We start from the raw sequence: 18,823 nt of genomic DNA, 5'->3' as shown, positions 1-18,823 counted from the left end.
GAGGATTCCATGACGAATTCCAATAAGACAGGCTTCACTTGCGGGGATATCTTGCTGATTCCCGACTTCAAGGAAGCGGTTGTGTTGGCGGGAGCGGACGGCTTGCACCGGCCGATTACCCGCGTGAACGTCATGGAAGTGCCCGACGTAATCGATTGGGTTCGTCCCGGAGAGTTTCTGATCACGAGCGGGTTTCCGTTCCGGGACGATCCGGAGGCGATCGCGGATCTGATTCCCGCGCTTGCGTCCCGGGGCGTCGCCGCGATCGGCATCAAGACGAGGCGGTTCATCGACGCCATTCCGAAACGGGCGCTCGAGGCGGCGGAAGCGCTCGGCTTTCCGATCTTCGAGCTGCCGGCGTCCACCGTCTTCTCGGACGTCGTGCGCGACATTATGGAACGGGTGCTCGTGCAGGAGGCGCGCGAGCTATCTTTGCTGCAGAGCCGGTTCCAAAAGCTGTCGCAGCAGCTGCTGTACGGCGCAGGCATCGAAGAGTTTCTGCAAACGCTCGACGGCATGGTGAACAATCCGGTCGTCTTGGTCGACGACGAGGATCATGTGCTGTTGTCCCCGCAGGCGGCGCAGGCCGTCGGCCGGAGCGGGCAGCCGTTATCTTGGTCGCGGCTCAGGGAGGAGAGCGCGCTCGGCGTCAGCTTTCTGACCGTAGGCGACCGTCGGATACGCGCGTATATTTCGGCTGTGAACCACCATTTCAATAACTGTTTCATAATACTGCTGGAATGGAATCAGGAGTATTCCGTCGTGGACCGGCTGACGATCGAACGAGTCGGGATATTGGTCGGGCTCGAGATGATGAACGCGAACGCGCGCAAAGAGGTCGAGGCGAAATATATCGATCAATTTCTGCAGGATTGGCTGTCCGGCCGCATCGTCACGGTGGAGGACGTCAAGCTGCGCGCGGAGGCGTGCGGCTGTCCGCTGGCGGAAGAGCACGGCTTTCATGCGGGAACGGTGCGCTGGACGTCGGGCAAGCCGTCGCTGAAGCAGCTCCAGCTGGCCGTCAAGCGGATTCGGGCGCGGCTGTCAGGAGAGCGCGTCCTAGCGACGGTGCTGGAGGGCGGTTTGGCGTTCGTGGCGTCCGCGCCGCCTCAAGGCGAGGCCCGCAAGCCCGTCGAGGCGCTGATTCACGAGCTGAAGGGGCTCGGCCTCTCGGAAGGGACGCCTTCGGCTTGCCTCGGCGGCCGGGTGGAGGGCGCGAACCAGGTGCAGCACAGCTACCAGCAGGCGCGCAAAATTCTTCATATCAGCACCGTCTGCGATATGCGGGAGCCGTACATCGACTACCGAGGACTGGGCGCTTTCCAGTTGTTGTATTTGCTGCCGGAGTCGGAAGAGGTGCAGTCGTACCGCGATCGGTTCATCGTTCCGCTGCTCGAGTACGATCGGAAACACGGCACGACGTTGGTGGAGACGTTAAAGAAATATTTTCGAAACAACCGCAACGCCAAGAAGACGGCGGGGGAGCTCTTTACGCACTACAACACCGTGAATTACCGGGTCGAACGCGTATGCGAGCTGCTCGGCATCGACCCCGGCGACGGAGACGACATCTTCCAGCTGCAGTTAGCCGTGAAGCTGCAAGAGATGCGGCCGAACGCGGTGTCGGGCGGGGATAACGGCATCCCGTTATCGGTTTGACGGAATTAAGGACAAGAAAGGGTGATACGACATGTCGGCAGCGACACCGTTGCGGCTCACGATGTCATGGCTCAAGGATCGGTACGCGCAGGGGGATCTGTCGCCCGAGACGATCGCGGAAGAGATCGTTCGACGTTCGACCGCGGATGCGGAAAAAAATATATGGATCGCGCCGCCTTCGATGGATCGCATTCGACCGTATTTGGAACGGCTCCGTTCGATGGACCCGAAGGACGCGCCGCTGTGGGGCATTCCGTTCGCGGTGAAGGACAACATCGACGTGGCCGGCCTGCCGACGACGGCGGCCTGCTCCGCGTACGCGTACGAGCCCGAAGGGCATGCGACCGTCGTCGAGCGGCTCGTCGCCGCCGGCGCCTTCCCGGTCGGCAAGACGAACCTGGACCAGTTCGCGACCGGGCTGGTCGGGACCAGGAGCCCGTACGGGGAGACGCACAACGCGCTTCGTCCGGAGCTGATCAGCGGCGGCTCGAGTTCCGGCTCGGCCGTCGCGGTCGCCCGCGGCCAAGCGGCGTTCGCGCTCGGGACGGACACGGCCGGCTCCGGCCGCGTGCCCGCCGCGTTGAACGGGCTGTACGGCTGGAAGCCGAGCGTCGGCGCATGGCCGACGAAGGGCGTCGTGCCGGCGTGCGCCAGCTTGGACTGCGTCACGGCGTTCGCGCATGAGCTGGAGGACATGCTGCTTGTCGACGCGGCCGTTCGCGGCGTAGACGCGGATGACGCATGGTCGAAAAGCGTGCCCCGGTCGCCGGTCGAGCTGCCGAGCAGGCTGCTCGTGCCGGAAGGGCCGCTTACCTTCTACGGGCCTTACGCCGCAGAATACGAAGCCGCATGGGAAGCCGCCGTCGCGAAGCTCGAGACGCTCGGCGTGCCGATGGAACGGGTCGACGTCGAACTGTTCAAGCAAGCGGCCTCGATTTTGTACGGCGGTCCGTGGGTCGCCGAACGTTGGGCGGGGCTCGGGTCGTTCCTCGAGGCGAATCCGGGTGCGGCGTTCCCGGTGACGGAAGCGATTTTGCGCTCCGGCGCAAGCGGCGCCTACGACGCCGCTTCCGTCTTTACGGCGACGCACCGGCTGCAGGCGATGAAGCTCGAAGCGAAGAAGTTGCTGGCGGGCGGGGTATTGGCGATGCCGACGTGCGGAGGCACGTGGACGCGGGAGCAAGTGCGGAACGATCCGATCGCGACGAACAGCCTTATGGGTTTGTACACCAACCATTGCAACTTGCTGGACCTGTGCGCGGTCGCCGTGCCGAGCGGCGCCGCGGCGCCGGCGCTGCCGTTCGGCATCACGCTGTTCGCGTGCGCCGGCGGCGAAGGGCTTTTGGAATCGGTCGTCCGCCGGTGGGCGCAGCCGGCGCCGACGACGCTCGTCGCCGTCTGCGGCTTGCATATGAGAGGGCTCCCGCTCGAGAAGCAGATGCGCGAGCATCGGGCGCGGTTCGTACGGGAGGACCGGACGGCCGCGAAATATCGCATGTATAAATTGCCGACGACCCCGGCGAAGCCGGGATTGGTGAAGACGCCGCAGGGCGGGGCGTCGCTGCGGCTCGAGGTATGGGAGATGCCGCTCGAGACGTTCGGCGCCTTCGTCGCCGGCATTCCGGCGCCGCTCGGCATCGGCAAGGTGGAGCTGCAGGACGGGACGGAGGTCGCCGGCTTCGTCTGCGAGTCGTTCGCCGCGCAAGGGGCGGATGACATAACGGCGCAAGGCGGCTGGAGGTAAGGGAAGGGAAGGCAAGGGAAGGGAACGCAAGGGAAGGGGAGGCCATCGGCGCGGGGGCGTCGGGGCTTCCTCTTCGTCGTCTTTGCGGGTCCTTTTTCCCGAAGCATCAGGTTTATTTCGCCGGGAAATCGCGGAAGCTGAGCGTATACAACTAGAGGTAGGGTGGTTGACGCTATGAGCTATATTCTCTTGCTCGTCGGCTTCGGGCTGCTGATCGCCGGGGCGAATTATTTCGTCGAGGGCGCTTCGAGCATCGCCGCGCGCCTTCGGGTGTCCCCGATGCTGATCGGGCTGACGATCGTGGCCTTCGGCACAAGCTCCCCGGAAGCGACGGTCAGCATCATTGCGGCGCTGCAGCACAATGCGGGCGTATCGTTAGGCAACGTAATCGGCAGCAATGTATTCAACACGGCGCTGGTCACCGGGTTGGTCGCCGTCATTGCGGCGATTCAAGTGAGAAGCGAGACGATCCGCAAGGAAATCCCCTTCACGCTCCTAGCGAGCACGGCGCTGCTCGTACTGGTCGGCGACCTGGCGTTGCAGGGCGCCGCAACGAGCTGGATTACGCGCGGCGACGGGCTGATCCTGCTGCTGTTTTTCTCCGTCTTCTTGTACTACTTATTCGAAGCGGCTCGCAACGGCAAGGGAACGGACGCCGCCGTCGGGCAAACGGAGAGGAAGGCGCCGGCGTCCTGGGCGAAGCTGATTTTCTTTACCGCGGCCGGGCTCGGCGCGATCATCTACGGCGGGCATCTCGTCGTACTGCACGCCACGGCGATCGCGCTTCGCTTGGGCATGAGCGAGACGTTGGCGGGGCTTACGATCGTAGCGGTCGGCACCTCGCTGCCGGAGCTGGTGACGTCCGTCGCCGCGGCGGTCAAGAAACAAAACGACATCGCGATCGGCAATATCGTCGGGAGTAACATTTTCAATATCCTGTTCGTGCTCGGCGTGTCCGCCGTCATCTCCCCGCTGCCGGTCGCCGGCCCGATGCTCGTCGATATCGCGGTGTTGATCGCGCTCACGGGTCTGCTGTTCGTCGTCTCTCGTACCCATTATCGGGTCGGGCGCATCGAGGGCACGGCGCTGGTGTTGGCGTACGCGGCGTATATGGTGTATGTCGTGATGAGGGGGTAGGCGCGTTGCGTCGCTAATCCGATAATCAACAGCTTAGAACCTTGGCCCTTTGCGGGGTCGGGGTCTTTTTGTGAGGAGATGATTATTGAGATCATTCGAAGGTTTCGGTTACGCTTGACCCCCGAGGAGACTTAGAGGAGGTAGCGATGCGGTGAAGAGGAAAAGGTTGTATGCGGCAATGGCGGTCTTGCTTGCGGCGCAAACGTTCGCTGGGGCGCCCTGGGGCGGCGCGGATCGGGCATCGGCTTCTACGACGCAGGTTGAAAGCGCTGTCTTGCCGTCTGGATGGCAGGCGGCGGCGATCGAAGGGGGCGACGGGACGGGAGCGGTGTCGGCCGGCTTCGAGGACGGGGCGTTCGCGGTTTCCGTCGAAGCCGGCGGGATCAAGTCCGGCGGAGACAGCATCGGATTCGTGTATATGCCGGTGAACGGGCAGAGCGACTTTACGCTCACCGCGAGGATCAGCGAATTCCAGCATGGGGAAAGCGACGCGTGGGCGCTGCTCATGGTGAAGGAAGGCCTTGAGCCGACGTCGCAATTCGTGTCCGTCGGGTACGATTACAACAACGGCAAGCGCATCCGCGATTACCGCAGGCTCCCGACGACGGGCGGCGGCAATACGCCGGTCGCCGAAGACGCGCACTACGTCCGGCTGCAGCGCGTGGGCGACGAGCTGAAGCATCTGTATTCCGTCGACGGCGAAACGTTCGCGTCGCGGACGACCTACCAGAACGATACGCGCGGGCAGAACGCCGTCTTGGATCTGGATACGATCTATGTCGGGTTCGCGGCGGCCACCGCCTCCGTCACGTTCGACGAGGTCGTGTTCGAGGTGGACGGGCAGGTCGTATTCGATTCCGAGGCTGCCGTCGTGGACCCGATTCCTCCCGCGACGCCGACGGGTCTCGCCGCCGTCGGGAAGGATCAAGCGGTCGATTTGTCTTGGGATACGGTGACCGGCGCGACCTACTATCAAGTCAAGCAGAGCTTTGCGGAGCTGGGCGATTATACCGTGGTCGACACCGTATATGCGCCTGCGACGACAACGACGATCGGCCAACTGGTCAACGGCACGCCGCACTATTTTAAGGTCAGCGCCGCGAATCCGTTCGGGGAGAGCGCCGACTCCGACCCCGTGCTCGGGACGCCGACCGGGCTGACGGTGCCGGGCGAATACGAGCTGGGCGGGTTCGCGATGTACACGACCGGAGGGGGCGCATTGCCGGAGACGGATCCGGGATATAAGCAGGTGACCGATGCGGCGGAGCTTCATGCCGCGTTGAACGATCCCGCGACGAAGGTTATCGAGGTCATGAACGATCTAGACTTGGGCTGGGAGGAGATTCCGGAGTCGGCGCGGAGCGCCCCGTTCGCGAAGCATAACGAGCCGCTGACGCACCCGGTGCTGCTGGAGACGGGCGTCAGCAAAATTACGATCGCCGGCGTCAACGGGCTTACCTTGTTCTCGAGGCACGGGGCGGAAATTCGGCATGCCGCCTTTACCATCAAAAACAGCAAGAACGTGATTATTCGGAATCTGGAGTTCGACGAGCTGTGGGAATGGGACGAAGCGACGAAAGGCGAGTACGACCGGAACGACTGGGATTACATCTCGATCGAGGACGGCAGCGAGAACATCTGGATCGATCACGCGACGTTCAATAAGGCGTACGACGGGGTCGTCGACGTGAAGGGCGCATCGAACGGCGTCACGATTTCTTGGAGCCTCATCCGGGGCGACGACGGCGGCGCGGACGGATGGGTCGCGCAGCAATTCGACGAATTGGAGCGGCTTCCCGCGAAGTACCCGATGTATCAATTCCTTCGGGGCCTCGGGTTGACGAAGGAGGACGTAATCGCGATCTCCGCCGGGCAGAAGAAGGGACATCTGGTCGGCTCGGGCACGACGAACGACAATGCGGCGCTTGAAATTACGCTGCACCATAACTATTACGACGACCTGATGGATCGCATCCCGCGGCTGCGAGGCGGGAATGCGCACGTATACAACGTCGTCGTCGACAGCACGGACGCATACGAAGCGGGGCAGCGATTGACCGAGGCGATGAGGGAGGCGATCGCCGGGGCCGGCTATAAGTTCGACGTGACGAGCAATGCCGCGATCTCGACGGAGAACGGGGCGGTGTCGGTGGAATCCTCGGTGATCCGGGACGTCGCGTTTCCGATCCGCAACAATCAGACCGACCCGGACGACCCGTTTTATACCGGGAAGATACGCGCGTTAAACACCCTCTATTCGTACGGCGGGACGGAGTTTACGGGCGGCAGCGACGAGGACGGCAGCCCGCTGGCGCCTGCGCCGGCTGCGGCGATCCCGTTCTCCTGGACGGCCAACGAATACGGGGGCATCGCGGAGCTGCCGTATTTGCCGCATGCGATGCTCGCGCCGGAGGCGCTCGAGGCGAGGCTCGCCGCGGCGGACGGTGCCGGGGCGGGGAACGTGTTCTGGAGCAAGGACAATTGGCTGAAAACCGAGGGCTATACCGGTCCGATCGCCACGACCTCCGGCGAGGCGCCGACCGTCGTCGGCGGATTGCGCGCGAAGGCGGGCGACGAGCAGGCGGCGCTCCGCTGGGGATCGGTGTCGCAAGCGTCGACCTATAACGTGTACAGGGCGTCGTCGGCGGACGGCGCGTATGCGCTGATCGCCGACGGCTTGACGGGCGAGACGTACGTGGATACGGGGTTGGCGAACGGCGCGATTTATTATTATAAGGTCAGCGCCGCCAATGCCGACGGCGAAGGCCCGATGTCTTCGGCCGTCGCCGCCGCGCCGTTCGCGCTGACGGCGCCGGTTGCGCCGAGCGGCGTGACGCTGACGAGCGCAAGCACGAAGGTGATTCTCGATTGGGACGCCGTCGAAGGCGCGGATTATTACCTCGTGATGCGCAGCGAGACGGACGGGGAAGGCTTTGAGACGATTTCCGGGGAGGTATTCGACACCCGATACGAGGACGTGGAAGCCGTCGAAGGCGTTACGTGTTATTATGTAGTCGTCGCCGTGAACGCGGCGGGGGAAAGCGAGCGCTCGGCCCAAGTCAGCGGCGCGCTCGTCGAGCTGCGAGACGAAGCGGGGTTAACGCTGCTCCTCGAGGATGATTTCAACGAAGGCACGGCGGGCGAATTGCCTTCCGGCTATACCGTGAACGAAGCGATGGGCACGATCCGTTACGCGGACATCCCTTCGGCAGAGGACAAGAGCTTGCGATTCCACGATACGGGCTCCGGCATCGTACAGTGGGACGCGGCGTTCGAAAGCCAGCCGGAGCTCGTCGTCGCGCAGTTCGACTTCATGAAGCCGGCCAAGCGCAATTCCGTCAAGGTGCTGCGACTGGCGCAAGGCTCGGGACTCGGCTCGACGTCCAACGGGGCAGCCGGCGTCGCGATTGAGACGAACGGCGGACATCTGGCTTATCGAAATACGAGCGGATACACGCCTTTCTTGCTGAACTACGAGGCGAATACATGGTATACGATTAAGGTCGTCGCGAACGTCGCGACCGGGAAGGCGGATGTGTACGTCGACGGAGAAATCAGGCTGGAGCAGGCGGATTTCTTCAACGCCGTCGAGGATATTTCCTTGGTGCAGTCGTTCACGCCGAACGGCGACGCCGACGAGTATTACGTCGATAACTTGCGCGTGTACGGATACGTCGTCCCGTCGCCGCCGGCGGGCTTGACCGCCGAAGCGGGCGACCGCGAGGTCGCGCTGGCCTGGGAAGCGGCCGAAGGGGCGACGCGCTATCGCGTGTACAGAAGCGAGACGTCCGGCGGCCCGTACGAGCCGGTCGCCGAGACGGCGGAGCTCGCATACGCGGACGAAGGGCTCTCGAACGGCACGACGTATTATTACGTCGTCGGCGCCGCGAATCCCAAAGGCGAAAGCGAGCCCTCCGAGGAGGCGAACGCGAGACCGTCGGCGCCTCGCCAAGGCGGGGGCGCGCCGCCGTCGACGCCGTCGCAGGGCGCGGTCGTCGAGCGGACGGAGGACGGCGTACGCGTGAAGCTGCCTACGGGAAGGGAGATCGACGCCGGCGGGAGAACCGTCGCGAAGGTCGTCGTCGAATCGTTGAACGACGCGATTCGGGAGCTTGCGTCGACGAACGGCGAACGGATCGCCCTGCTCGTCGAAGGGGACGCCGCCGCGGCGGAGGTCGTCATCTCTGCTCGCGCATGGATCGAGGCGGCGGAGGCAGCCCCCGGGCTGACGTTGTCCGTCGAGCATAACGGCGCGACGTACGATGTGCCGGTTCGCGCGCTGAATTTCGAAGACCTTGCATCGCGGTTGGGCGTCGCGGAAGACGAGATCGGCTTGACGATCGGCATGTCGGTCGCGACCGAAGACGTTAAGGCGAGCATTCGGGATCGGATCGCGCGGGAGAACGGCAGCGTCGTCTCCGAGCCGATGGAGTTTACGATTACGGCCGAAGCGGACGGGAATGCGGCAAGCGTCAACGACTTCGGCGATCTTTATGTGTCTAGAACGCTCCGGCTCTCGGAGGCGGTAGACCCGGCGGCCGCGACCGTCGCGCTCTACGATCCCGAGACAGGCGCTTTGACGTTCGTTCCCGCCGTATTCGCGACGACCGCGGACGGGGTAACGGAGGCGACGTTCAAGCGGACCGGGAACAGCACATACGTCGTAGTCGCCCTCAAGAAGTCGTTCGACGACTTAGTGGGCCATTGGGCGAAATCCGATATCGAACTGCTGGCTTCGAAGCTGCTCGTGCGGGGAGAGAGCGGCGATGCGTATGCCCCGGATCGCGAAATTACCCGTGCGGAATTCGCGGCGCTTCTCGTTAGGGCGTTAGGTCTGACGGAAAGCATCGATTCGAGCTTCTCCGACGTGGACGACGGAAGCTGGTACGCGGGGTCGGTAGGCGCGGCCGTTCGCGCGAAGCTCGTATTCGGCTTCGAAGACGGCACGTTCCGCCCCGGCGAGCGGATCACGCGGGAAGCCATGGCGGTCATGCTCGCCCGCGCCTTGACGTTCGCGGGCGCGCCGCAGCCGGACGCGAAGAACGGGGCGCCGCGCTTTCCCGACGGCTCCGAGATCGGAGTTTGGGCAAGGGAAGGCGTATCGGCGGCGGTGGCGGCCGGGATCGCGAGCGGAGCGTCCGGTGCGGCGTTCCGTCCGGGCGCGGAAGCGACGAGGGCGGAAGCGGCCGTTATGCTTAAACGCTTTCTGCAATACGCGAGCTTTATAGACGAATAAAAGCGAAGCCGTCTCTTCCCGTTGCCGCCGAGTTAATGACGGAGGGGCGGCGATTGCCGCAAAGATGCAACGGGCGTCCTACGGGACGCCCTATTTTTTATATGTTTCTTGCCAGATGCCGGGCGCCGACGTACGTACGTAAAGTCCCCCCCTCCCCCGTGTGAGCAACATAAATTCCTGATTCGGCTTTTTTTCGTTCCGCGACCCCTTGCCGCCTCCGGCGTGGTATGATTGGAAGTTAAGAAGGACGGCTGACGGATAGGGGCGTTCACGACGGATGAAACGGCTTGCGGGGGCATCGCCGGACGCGTTCTTCGCGCGGTTCCGGGAGGATCGGGAAGAGTACAATAAGGTGTTTCTATTATTCTTTTATTTATTTAGCGTCGCTTCGGCTTCGACCGTCGGCCGCACCGCCGCGGATGCGCTATTCTTGTCCGCGTTCGACGCCTCGGCGCTGTCGAAGATGTATTTGCCGCAGTCGGCGGCGCTTATCCTGACGGGCCTCGTCTTCCAGCGGTACGGGCAGCGCCTGCGCATCGACCGGCTGGTCGTCGGCCTCATTCCGGCGATCGCCGCGCTCGCGCTGGCGTCGAGGCTCGGCGTCGGCGCGGGGATGGCTTGGGTCGTCCCGACGATCTATGTCGCTTACGACGTTTTCAATTTCCTTATGATCGTATGCTTCTGGCAATTCGCGACTTGCGTGCTGGACCAGCGCAAGGTCAAACGGACGATCGGGCTGGTCGGCAGCGGCGGTATCGTAGGCGGCATCGTCAGCGGCTTCGGCCTCAAGCTGGTCGTGCCGCTGGTCGGGACGGCGAACTTAATTTATTTCTACGCGGGCCTGCAGGGCCTCGCGCTCGCAGCGGCGCTCGCGCTGCTTCGGAGCAGCGGCGATCCGGCTGAGACGTTCGCGTCGGCGGGCAAATCCGCGCAGGGAGCGGGCGGGAAGGCGAAGGCGCGGCGCGCCGCGCAGGCGGAAGGGCTGTTCGCGTCCGTGCCGCATCTAAAGTACGTCGCCGTCATGTCGGCGGCGCTCATCCTCGTCCTCACGTTCGTGGATTATCAATTTAAGGTCATTCTGAAAAGCGAGCTGCAAAACGACGCCCTCGCCGGCTTTATGGGCAGCTTCTACGGCTTCGCGGGGCTGCTGGCGCTGGTGCTGCAAATGTTCGTCGCCGGGAAGGTGCTGACCCGGTTCGGCGTCATGACGGCGATACTCGTCTTTCCGGCCGTGCTGCTCGTCGGCAGCGTCGGCTTGCTGGCCGCGCCCGTGCTGGCGATGGCGGTCGCGCTGAAGGGCAGCGACAAGGTCGTCGGCGACACGATCCATTCCTCGGTGCAGCAGCTGATCATGTTCCCGGTGCCGCCCAAGTGGCGCAATCGTGCCAAGAGCTTCCTCGACGGCATCGTGCGCAACGGCGCGAAGGGACTGGCGGCCATCAGCTTGCTCGCGCTATCGCCGATATTGTCGCCGCAAGAGTTGGGTTATATCGTCATCGGGCTGCTCGTCGTCTGCATCGGGGCGGCGATGAAGGTGAAGGGGGCTTATTTGAAAACGCTCGTCTCCACCTTGCAAACGGATCAGGTGAAAATCGAAGACGCCGAGCTGAACGTGATGGACCCGGCCAGCTTGCGGCTGCTGACGGACGCGCTGCGCAGCGCCGACAAGCAACAGGCGCTCTACGCGTTCCGCGTGCTGCGAGGGATCGACGGCTTCGACCTGTCGCCGTACCTGCCGGCGCTGCTGCGGCATCCGGCGCGAGAGGTCGTCGTCGAGGCGCTCGCGTATGCGGAGCGTCGTCCGTTCGCGGGCTTCGAAGCGCAGCTGATCGAGAAGTTCGACGATGCGGACGCCCGCGTCGCGTCCCGGGCGATTGCGGCGTTGTCCGCTTACGCCGACGAGGCGCATCTGGAGCGCATCTCCGCTTGCCTGGACGGGGAGGACTTGGAGCGCAAATGCGGAGCGATCGCCGGCCTCGTCAAGCATTACGGCATCGAGGGCATGTTCCGCGCCGTAGGCGCGCTGAAGCAGCTGCTCGAAAGCGCGGACGAAGCGGAGCGGGCGGCCGCGGCGGCACTATTCGGCAGCATCGGCATTCGGCAGTTCTATAAGCCGCTCCGGCAGCTGCTGCGGGATCCCGCGCTGGAGGTGCGCCGCAGCGCGCTGCAATCCGCCAGCGTCCTGCAGGCGCCCGAGCTGATCGATGACATCGTCCCGCTGCTCCGATCCGGGGGGACGCGGAAAGACGCGATCGAGGCGCTTGCGGCATACGACGAGAAAGAGTCGATTCCGCGACTGGCGCCGTGGTTCGAGCGGGCGGCTCCGCCGCTTCACCTGCCGAAGGTGTTCGAGCGGCTCGCGTCGCCGGCCGCGTTCGAGACGCTGCTCGACGTGTACGAGGCTTCGGGGTTCGAGATGCGCGGCGGGGTGCTGGAGGCGTTAAACCGAATGCGCCGCCGGGTGGAGCCGGACGCGCGGCAAGCCTCTCGAATCGAAGCGTATCTGCTTGGGGAGACGCGACTCTATCGAGAGCTGTCGGAGCGATTCGCGGGGCTTTCCGCCGTTCCGCGCTACGAGGAAGCGGCGGAGGTTGGCGAACAGCTGCGCGCGGCGACCGTGCAGCGCATATTCCAATGGTTGGCGCTCTTGTACGACGGCGCGACCATCCGCGCGGTATACGCGAATTGGCGGGAGGGCGACGCGCGCCAGCAGGCGAACGCCATGGAGGTTGTCGATCAGCTGGCGCATGGGGAGGTCCGTGCGGAGTTGGCGCGGCTGATGGGCGAGGGGAGCCGCCCCGCGGACCGCTCGGCGGCCGCCGAGGCCGACGGGACCGAACGACTCGAATGGCTGGAGCGGCAGCCGGACGAATGGCTTCGCGAGGTAGTCCGCTACGCCGCGCGCCCGGAGGAGTCCGAGGCGCGGCGGGAGTTGATGGAGCGGATTCGGCTCCTGCGCGGATACGAGCTGTTCCGGAAGCTGACGAGCCGGGAGCTCGCCGACGTCGCGCACAAGCTGACCGAACGGCGGGCGGCGCGGGGGGAACCGATCTTCCCCCGCGGCGCCGCGGACAATGCGCTCTACCTTGTGCGCAGCGGTCGCGTAGGTTTTTACCGCGACGGCGTCAAGGTCGGCGAACGGCAGGCGGGCGAATCGTTCGGGCAGTCCGGACTGCTGACGCGAAGGCTGCGTTCCGCGGATACGCTGGCGGAAGAAGCGTGCGTATTTTGGCGGTTGGACTCGGAAGATTTCTTCGAGGTCATGTTCGATCGTTCGTCGATCGCGATTGAAATGATGCGGCTGTTGTCCCGCAGGCTGCGGGCGGTGCTGTCGCAGCAGCGCGCGACTCCCGGCGGTTCGCCGGAGAAGGCTGCGGCGGCGATCGCGGCGGGGAGCGAGGCCGCGGCGGCGTCGCTGCTCGCGGGCGGGGAACGGCCCGACTCGCTGCTGCGACGGGTGCTGATTTTGCAAAAGATCGACCTATTCTCGCATCTCTCGGAGAGCGATCTCATCCAGCTGGCGCAATTGGTGGACGAGACGGAATACGAGGCGGGGGAGACCATTTGCGCGCTGGGCGATTACGGCGAAGCGCTGTACGGCATCATCGAGGGCAGCGTACGCATCCACCGGGAAGGGAAGACGCTCGCCGTGCTGGGCGAAGGCGACTACTTCGGCGAGATGGCGATCATCGACAGCGGGCCGCGTTCGGCCGATTGCACGGCCACCGCGCCGACGGTCGTGCTCGAGCTGCACCGCGAGCAAGTGTTTTCGCTGTGCTTTCGGAATATGGACGTCTTGCGCAGCATGATGCAGGTGATGGGCGACCGGTTGAAGGGCATGGCGGGGTAGCCGGCAAAGAAGCGAAGAAGGGACGTCCCCGGGGGCGTCCCTTTTCTCAACCGCGGGATGAAAGGGCTTTAAAGATGCTGAGCGGTTCGCAGCCTTTGCCGGCTTAGATCCCGGGATATTCAGCTTGGGAAAGTTCACGGCCACGAGTTCTCGAATCACGAAGCGAGGCTCAAAGAGGCTGCGGAGAGCTTTATTTTTTAGCAGTTATTTGCGTCATTCGAAAAAGTGCAAACCAAAGAATTAGAGGGTACTACGATAAAAAAAGAAAAGAGGGCAAGCCCCATAAGGTGGCCGTGATTGCTTGCGGCAACAAGCTACTCCATCACGTGTACGCCATGGACGCCGCAAGGCGTGTTTTTAATTTCGTTGATTTTCTGACATTTTGAGTGCAAGGACTCTATCTTTCCGGCGTATCGGCTACTAGAATGTTGGAGAGGGGGTGTCGCGTGTTGAAGCGATGCAAGGTGTTGATCGTCGAGGACGAGGTGCCGATGCGCGAGCAGCTGCGGGCGTTCCCATGGGAGCTGCACGGCTTCGAGTTGGCGGGCGAAGCGCGCCATGGATTGGAAGCGCTCTCGTTGTTCGAGTCGCTGCGTCCCGACGTCGTGTTGACCGATGTCGCGATGCCGTTCATGGACGGCTTGGAGCTGACCCGGAAGCTCAAGGAGCAGGCGGCGGACGCGCAGGTCGTGCTGCTGACCTGCCACAGCGAATACGATTACGTCCGCGACGCGCTGCGGCTCGGCGCTTGCGATTATTTGGTCAAAGGAACGTACCGAGAGTCCGACTTGCTGGAGGCGCTACAGCGGGCGCGGTCGAAGATGGGCGACGCGGCGCCGATCGACCCCGAGATGCGCTTCGAAATTCGGGAGGCGATCCGGTACATCGAGGGCCATCTCCATCTGCCCTTCGCCGCCGGCGAAGTCGCCGAGCATGTCGGGCTGAGCCAAAATTACTTCGGGATTTTGTTTCGGCGCGAAACCGGCCATTATTTTCAAGATTACGTCAAAAAGCTGCGGATGGAAAAGGCGGCCGCGCTGCTAAAGCACAGCTCGCTCAAGATATACGAAATCTCCGAGCAGGTCGGCATCGGGAACTACCGGTACTTCACGGAAGTCTTCACCAAATACTACGGCATCAATCCGCGGGAATACAGGGGGACGCCATGACATGAAAATACTGCGGGCGCTTCACAATCGTCCTTACGTCAGCATGCAAAGCAAACTGTTCGTCGCGCTTACGGCGGCAAGCCTGATTTTATTTTCAGGGTTGCTGTTTTTTAGTTTAAACGGGTTCAAGGATGCATTCTACGACCAGAAGACGGACGACATGACGTTGTATACCGAACGAACGGGGCAGTTCCTCGACATGTATTTCCAGAACGTGCGGAATATTCTGCTGGAGGCGGCGCGAACGCTCGGGGAGGACGAGCTTCGCCGCCCCGACGAGGCGGAGGCGGTGCTGTCGCGAGTGCTGGAGCTGAACCGGGAGTTTATCAGTCAAATTTACGTCCTGACGGAGGACGGGCGCATCCTGACGGGCGACCGGCTGCTCTACGACATCATCGAGCACCCGCAGCTGATGGAGGCGTTCCGCATCGTCGAGGACAATCCGGGGCTGATCGGCTGGAGCCAGCCGTATTATTCGCCGATGCTCGTCGACGATACGGTCGCGTTCGCGCTCGGCATCGCCGACCCGTCCGGGCGGCGCATCGGCACGGTGCTCGCGGAAATCGACACGCCGCGACTCTCCGCGCAGCTTAGCAAGCTGCTGAACGTGCAAGAGAAGAGCTATGTTCTCTTTTCGGACCAAGGCAACATCATCGATTACGACCGAAACAGCAGCCTGCTTCCGTACCGCAAGGGCACTGTGCCCAAACGGCTGACGGAGTCGTTCGAGCGGGAGCTGTGGGCGATAGGCAACGGCGTGAACCGCGTCACGGGCGCCTCCGACACGCTGCTGACGATCAAGAGCAACCGCAATCAGCTTGGCTGGTATTTGGTCACCTTGACCGGGGAGCGGTCGTTCTGGGAGAGCGCGCAGCTCGTCATCCAGCGCTTCATCGTCGTCAGCGCGCTCTGGTTCGTCCTTCTCTCGGTCTTCACGTATTTGATCAGCCGCCACTTCGTGCGTCCGGTGAAGCGGCTCGCGCTGCAGATGGTGCGCTTCAACGGCGAAAGCTTCGCCATGCCGGAATCGGATCAGCGGCGCAACGACGAGATCGGCGACTTGACGCGCAGCTACCGGCGGCTCATCGAGCGCATTCGCGCGCTGCTCGAGACCGTGCGGGAGAAAGAGAGCAAGAAAAAAGAGATCGAGCTGAAGCTGCTGCTCAGCCAGATCCGGCCTCATTTTCTATATAACACGTTGTCTTGCATCGGGAGCCTCGCCAAGCAGCACCGGGTGCAGGAGGTCGAGGAGACGATTCGCTCCTTGATCGTCATCCTGACCTTCAGCATCGACAAGAAGACCGAGCTCGTCTCGCTCGAGGAGGAGCTGGACACGCTTCGGGCGTACGTGCAAATTTTGAAGGTGCGCTACGGCGATACGTTCCGCTTCGAGGTCGACGTGCCCGCGGCCCATCTGGACTATGCGGTACCGAAAATGCTGCTGCAGCCGCTCGTAGAGAACGCGCTGTTCCACGGGCTCGCCACGAACGAAGCGGGCGTCATCGCGATCGCCTCAAGGCGCGTCGGCGACGAGCTCGTGCTGACGGTCGCGGACAACGGCATCGGCATGACCGAATCGAAACTCCGGTCGATTCTCGACGGCTCGGGCGGCGAGCGCAGGTCGCGCCGCGGCGGCTTGAACGGCATCGGCCTCACCAACATCGACGAGCGGCTGAAGCTTTCGTACGGGGAGGAATACGGCCTGCGCATCCGCTCCGCCCCGGGCGAAGGCACCGTCGTGGAGCTGGCGCTGCCGTGCGAGCCTTGACCGCGAAGCGTTGATTTTCTGACATTATCGTCGGCGCTCCGCCTATTTCCCCTGCCGCGGGCGCGCTAAGATGGGGGTACGAAATCAAAGACGGCGGGGTGGATCAGTTGCAAGCGGAAAATGTAAGCGGTTATCGTCTCGGACTCGGCGGTCGGGCACGCGCAGCGGCGCGGACGCTGTGGAGATACCGGGCGCTGTACTTGATGCTGCTGCCGGGGCTGGCGTACTTTCTTGTGTACAAGTACGCTCCGTTGTACGGCGCGCTCATCGCCTTCAAGGATTTTCAAGTGCTGCAGGGCATCTGGGCGAGTCCGTGGGCGGATCCGTGGTTCAAGCATTTCAAGTATTTTTACGATTCGCCGTTCTTCTGGGAAATCTTGAGAAACACGTTCCTCATCAGTCTGTACAAGCTCGTCTGGGGCATGCCGCCCGACATCCTCATCGCGATCCTGCTGAACGAAGTGCGCCATGCGTTCTTCAAGCGGACCGTGCAGACGCTCAGTTATTTGCCGCATTTTCTGTCTTGGGTCATTATTTACGGCATTCTGATCGCGTTCTTCTCGGAAACCGGCGGTCTGGTGAACTACTATTTGAAGCAGTGGACCGGCGCGTCGGAGCCGTTCCTGACGTCGCTCGATTGGTTCCGGAGCATGCTCGTCGCCTCCTCGGTTTGGAAGGACATCGGCTGGGGCGCGATTATATACCTCGCGGCCATCGCCGGCATCGATCCGCAGCTGTACGAGGCGTCGCGCATGGACGGCGCCGGACGGTTCCGCCAGATGTGGCATATTACGCTGCCGGGCATCGCGCCCGTCATCATCCTAATGCTGGTGCTGCGGCTCGGGCATATTTTGGATGCGGGCTTCGATCAGATTTACATCATGTATAACGTGCACGTATATCCCGTGGCGGACATTATCGATACGTGGGTGTTCCGGGTCGGCCTCGAGCAGCTGAATTTCAGCTTGGCGTCGGCCGTAGGGCTGTTCAAGTCGGCGATCGGACTCGTCTTGGTGCTGGCCGCGAATCAGCTCGCGAAGCGATGGGGGGGACAGCTATGGTGATTTCATGGTCGGAAAAGGTGTACCTGGCCCTCGTCTACGCGTTCCTCGCGCTCGTCGGCGCGGTCGCCGTCTTCCCGCTGCTCTACGTCGTCTCGGTGTCGCTGACCCCGTACGAGGACGTCATGCGCCACGGCGGGTTTATGCTCGTGCCGAGGAACGTGACGTTCGCCGCCTACAAGCTGTTTTTGCAGGACTCGCTGCTGATGAACGCCTACAAAGTCACGATCTTCGTCACGGTCGTCGGCACGGCGGTCAATCTGCTGCTCACGACGCTCATGGCGTATCCGCTCAGCAAGAAGTATTTGCCGGGACGAACGAGCGTGCTGCTCCTGATCGTCTTTACGATGCTGTTCAGCGGCGGGGTCGTCCCGACGTACTTGATCGTCAAGGCGACGGGGCTGATCAATTCGGTATGGGCGATGATTATCCCGGGGGCGGTGGCCGCGTTCAATTTGCTCATCATGAAGACGTTCTTTGAAAACTTGCCCGACGCGATAGACGAAGCGGCGCGGGTCGACGGCGCCGGCGAGACGCGTATTTTGTGGTCGGTCGTGCTCCCGATTTCGATGCCGATCTTCGCGACGATCGGATTGTTCTACGCGGTCGGACATTGGAACACGTTCTTTCCTGCGATTATGTATATCAACGACGCAAGACTCCATCCGCTGCAGGTCGTGCTGAAGGCGATCTTGACGCGTTCGATGGAAACCGACGTGCAGCTCGAGGAGGTGCTGCCGACGGAGACGCTGCAGATGGCGGCCGTCGTCCTGACCGCGCTGCCGATGGTCGCCGTGTACCCGTTCATCCAGAAATACTTTACGCAGGGCGCGCTGCTCGGCTCGATTAAAGGGTGAGTCGGCTTCGGCTGACGAATTTCCTGACATTTTCGATGAAGTACCGCCTATTTTCGAAGAGAGCGTTTTCATAAGATGGGGGTAGCCAACGGTGCAGGACATCGGAAGGGGGAGAAGAGCCATGAAGAGAGAGGAACGGCTTGACGCGGACGTGCTCGTCGTCGGCGGGGGGACGTCCGGCTGCATGGCGGCGATCGCGGCGGCGGAGGAAGGCGCGGACGTCGTATTGGTCGAGAGCGACTCCGCCCTCGGCGGCATCGCGACGCGCGGCGGCATCCATCGCTATTATTACGGATCGTCCGGCGGGCTGCAGGACGAGGTCGACCGCCGTGTCGCGTCGCT

The 18,823-nt window shown here is 63.0% G+C and carries 10 protein-coding genes and 1 pseudogene; all 11 read left to right on the top strand.

What is annotated here, in order from left to right:
* Positions 1 to 9 precede the first annotated feature (9 nt).
* On the top strand, positions 10 to 1,659 hold the full coding sequence (locus VEZ38_RS02050; protein WP_324891465.1) for a PucR family transcriptional regulator: 1,650 nt from the start codon (positions 10 to 12) through the stop codon (positions 1,657 to 1,659).
* A gap of 31 nt (positions 1,660 to 1,690) precedes the next feature.
* Positions 1,691 to 3,403, top strand: coding sequence for an allophanate hydrolase (locus tag VEZ38_RS02045; RefSeq protein WP_324891463.1), 1,713 nt, complete (start codon positions 1,691 to 1,693; stop codon positions 3,401 to 3,403).
* Positions 3,404 to 3,577: 174 nt separating this feature from the next.
* Complete coding sequence (locus VEZ38_RS02040; RefSeq protein WP_324891461.1) at positions 3,578 to 4,540, top strand: calcium/sodium antiporter; 963 nt, start codon at positions 3,578 to 3,580, stop codon at positions 4,538 to 4,540.
* A 151-nt stretch (positions 4,541 to 4,691) separates the two neighbouring features.
* Entirely contained in the window at positions 4,692 to 9,776 is a 5,085-nt protein-coding gene (locus tag VEZ38_RS02035) for an S-layer homology domain-containing protein (protein ID WP_324891459.1), read from the top strand.
* A 277-nt stretch (positions 9,777 to 10,053) separates the two neighbouring features.
* Positions 10,054 to 13,626, top strand: a complete 3,573-nt coding sequence (locus tag VEZ38_RS02030) for an Npt1/Npt2 family nucleotide transporter (RefSeq protein WP_324891457.1) — start codon at positions 10,054 to 10,056, stop codon at positions 13,624 to 13,626.
* An 82-nt stretch (positions 13,627 to 13,708) separates the two neighbouring features.
* Positions 13,709 to 14,012, top strand: a pseudogene (locus tag VEZ38_RS20675) (transposase); the annotation flags it as partial.
* 63 nt (positions 14,013 to 14,075) lie between these two features.
* The gene (locus VEZ38_RS02020; protein WP_324891455.1) at positions 14,076 to 14,795 is read left to right on the top strand and encodes a response regulator transcription factor; all 720 of its coding nucleotides are present in this window, start codon (positions 14,076 to 14,078) and stop codon (positions 14,793 to 14,795) included.
* A gap of 1 nt (position 14,796) precedes the next feature.
* On the top strand, positions 14,797 to 16,563 hold the full coding sequence (locus VEZ38_RS02015) for a sensor histidine kinase (protein WP_324891453.1): 1,767 nt from the start codon (positions 14,797 to 14,799) through the stop codon (positions 16,561 to 16,563).
* Positions 16,564 to 16,766: 203 nt separating this feature from the next.
* Positions 16,767 to 17,627 (top strand): ABC transporter permease, encoded by an 861-nt coding sequence (locus VEZ38_RS02010; protein ID WP_324891494.1) that lies wholly within the window; start codon positions 16,767 to 16,769, stop codon positions 17,625 to 17,627.
* On the top strand, positions 17,621 to 18,481 hold the full coding sequence (locus VEZ38_RS02005; RefSeq protein WP_324891451.1) for a carbohydrate ABC transporter permease: 861 nt from the start codon (positions 17,621 to 17,623) through the stop codon (positions 18,479 to 18,481). Before VEZ38_RS02010 ends, VEZ38_RS02005 begins: the two co-directional genes overlap by 7 nt.
* Positions 18,482 to 18,602: 121 nt before the next feature.
* The coding region (locus tag VEZ38_RS02000) for an FAD-dependent oxidoreductase (RefSeq protein ID WP_324891449.1) at positions 18,603 to 18,823 on the top strand (221 nt) is incomplete at its 3' end.

Source organism: Paenibacillus sp. (assembly GCF_035645235.1).
Lineage (GTDB): Bacteria > Bacillota > Bacilli > Paenibacillales > YIM-B00363 > Paenibacillus_AE.
Note: the sequence above shows the minus strand (reverse complement) of the source record. Positions and strands in the feature narration are given on the sequence as shown.

Bases quoted from the DNA above. Each gene is read 5' to 3' on its own strand.
- VEZ38_RS02050 (WP_324891465.1), top strand. From the start codon at position 10: ATGACGAATTCCAATAAGACAGGCTTCACTTGCGGGGATATCTTGCTG.
- VEZ38_RS02045 (WP_324891463.1), top strand. From the start codon at position 1,691: ATGTCGGCAGCGACACCGTTGCGGCTCACGATGTCATGGCTCAAGGAT.
- VEZ38_RS02040 (WP_324891461.1), top strand. From the start codon at position 3,578: ATGAGCTATATTCTCTTGCTCGTCGGCTTCGGGCTGCTGATCGCCGGG.
- VEZ38_RS02030 (WP_324891457.1), top strand. From the start codon at position 10,054: ATGAAACGGCTTGCGGGGGCATCGCCGGACGCGTTCTTCGCGCGGTTC.
- VEZ38_RS02015 (WP_324891453.1), top strand. From the start codon at position 14,797: ATGAAAATACTGCGGGCGCTTCACAATCGTCCTTACGTCAGCATGCAA.
- VEZ38_RS02010 (WP_324891494.1), top strand. From the start codon at position 16,767: ATGCTGCTGCCGGGGCTGGCGTACTTTCTTGTGTACAAGTACGCTCCG.
- VEZ38_RS02005 (WP_324891451.1), top strand. From the start codon at position 17,621: ATGGTGATTTCATGGTCGGAAAAGGTGTACCTGGCCCTCGTCTACGCG.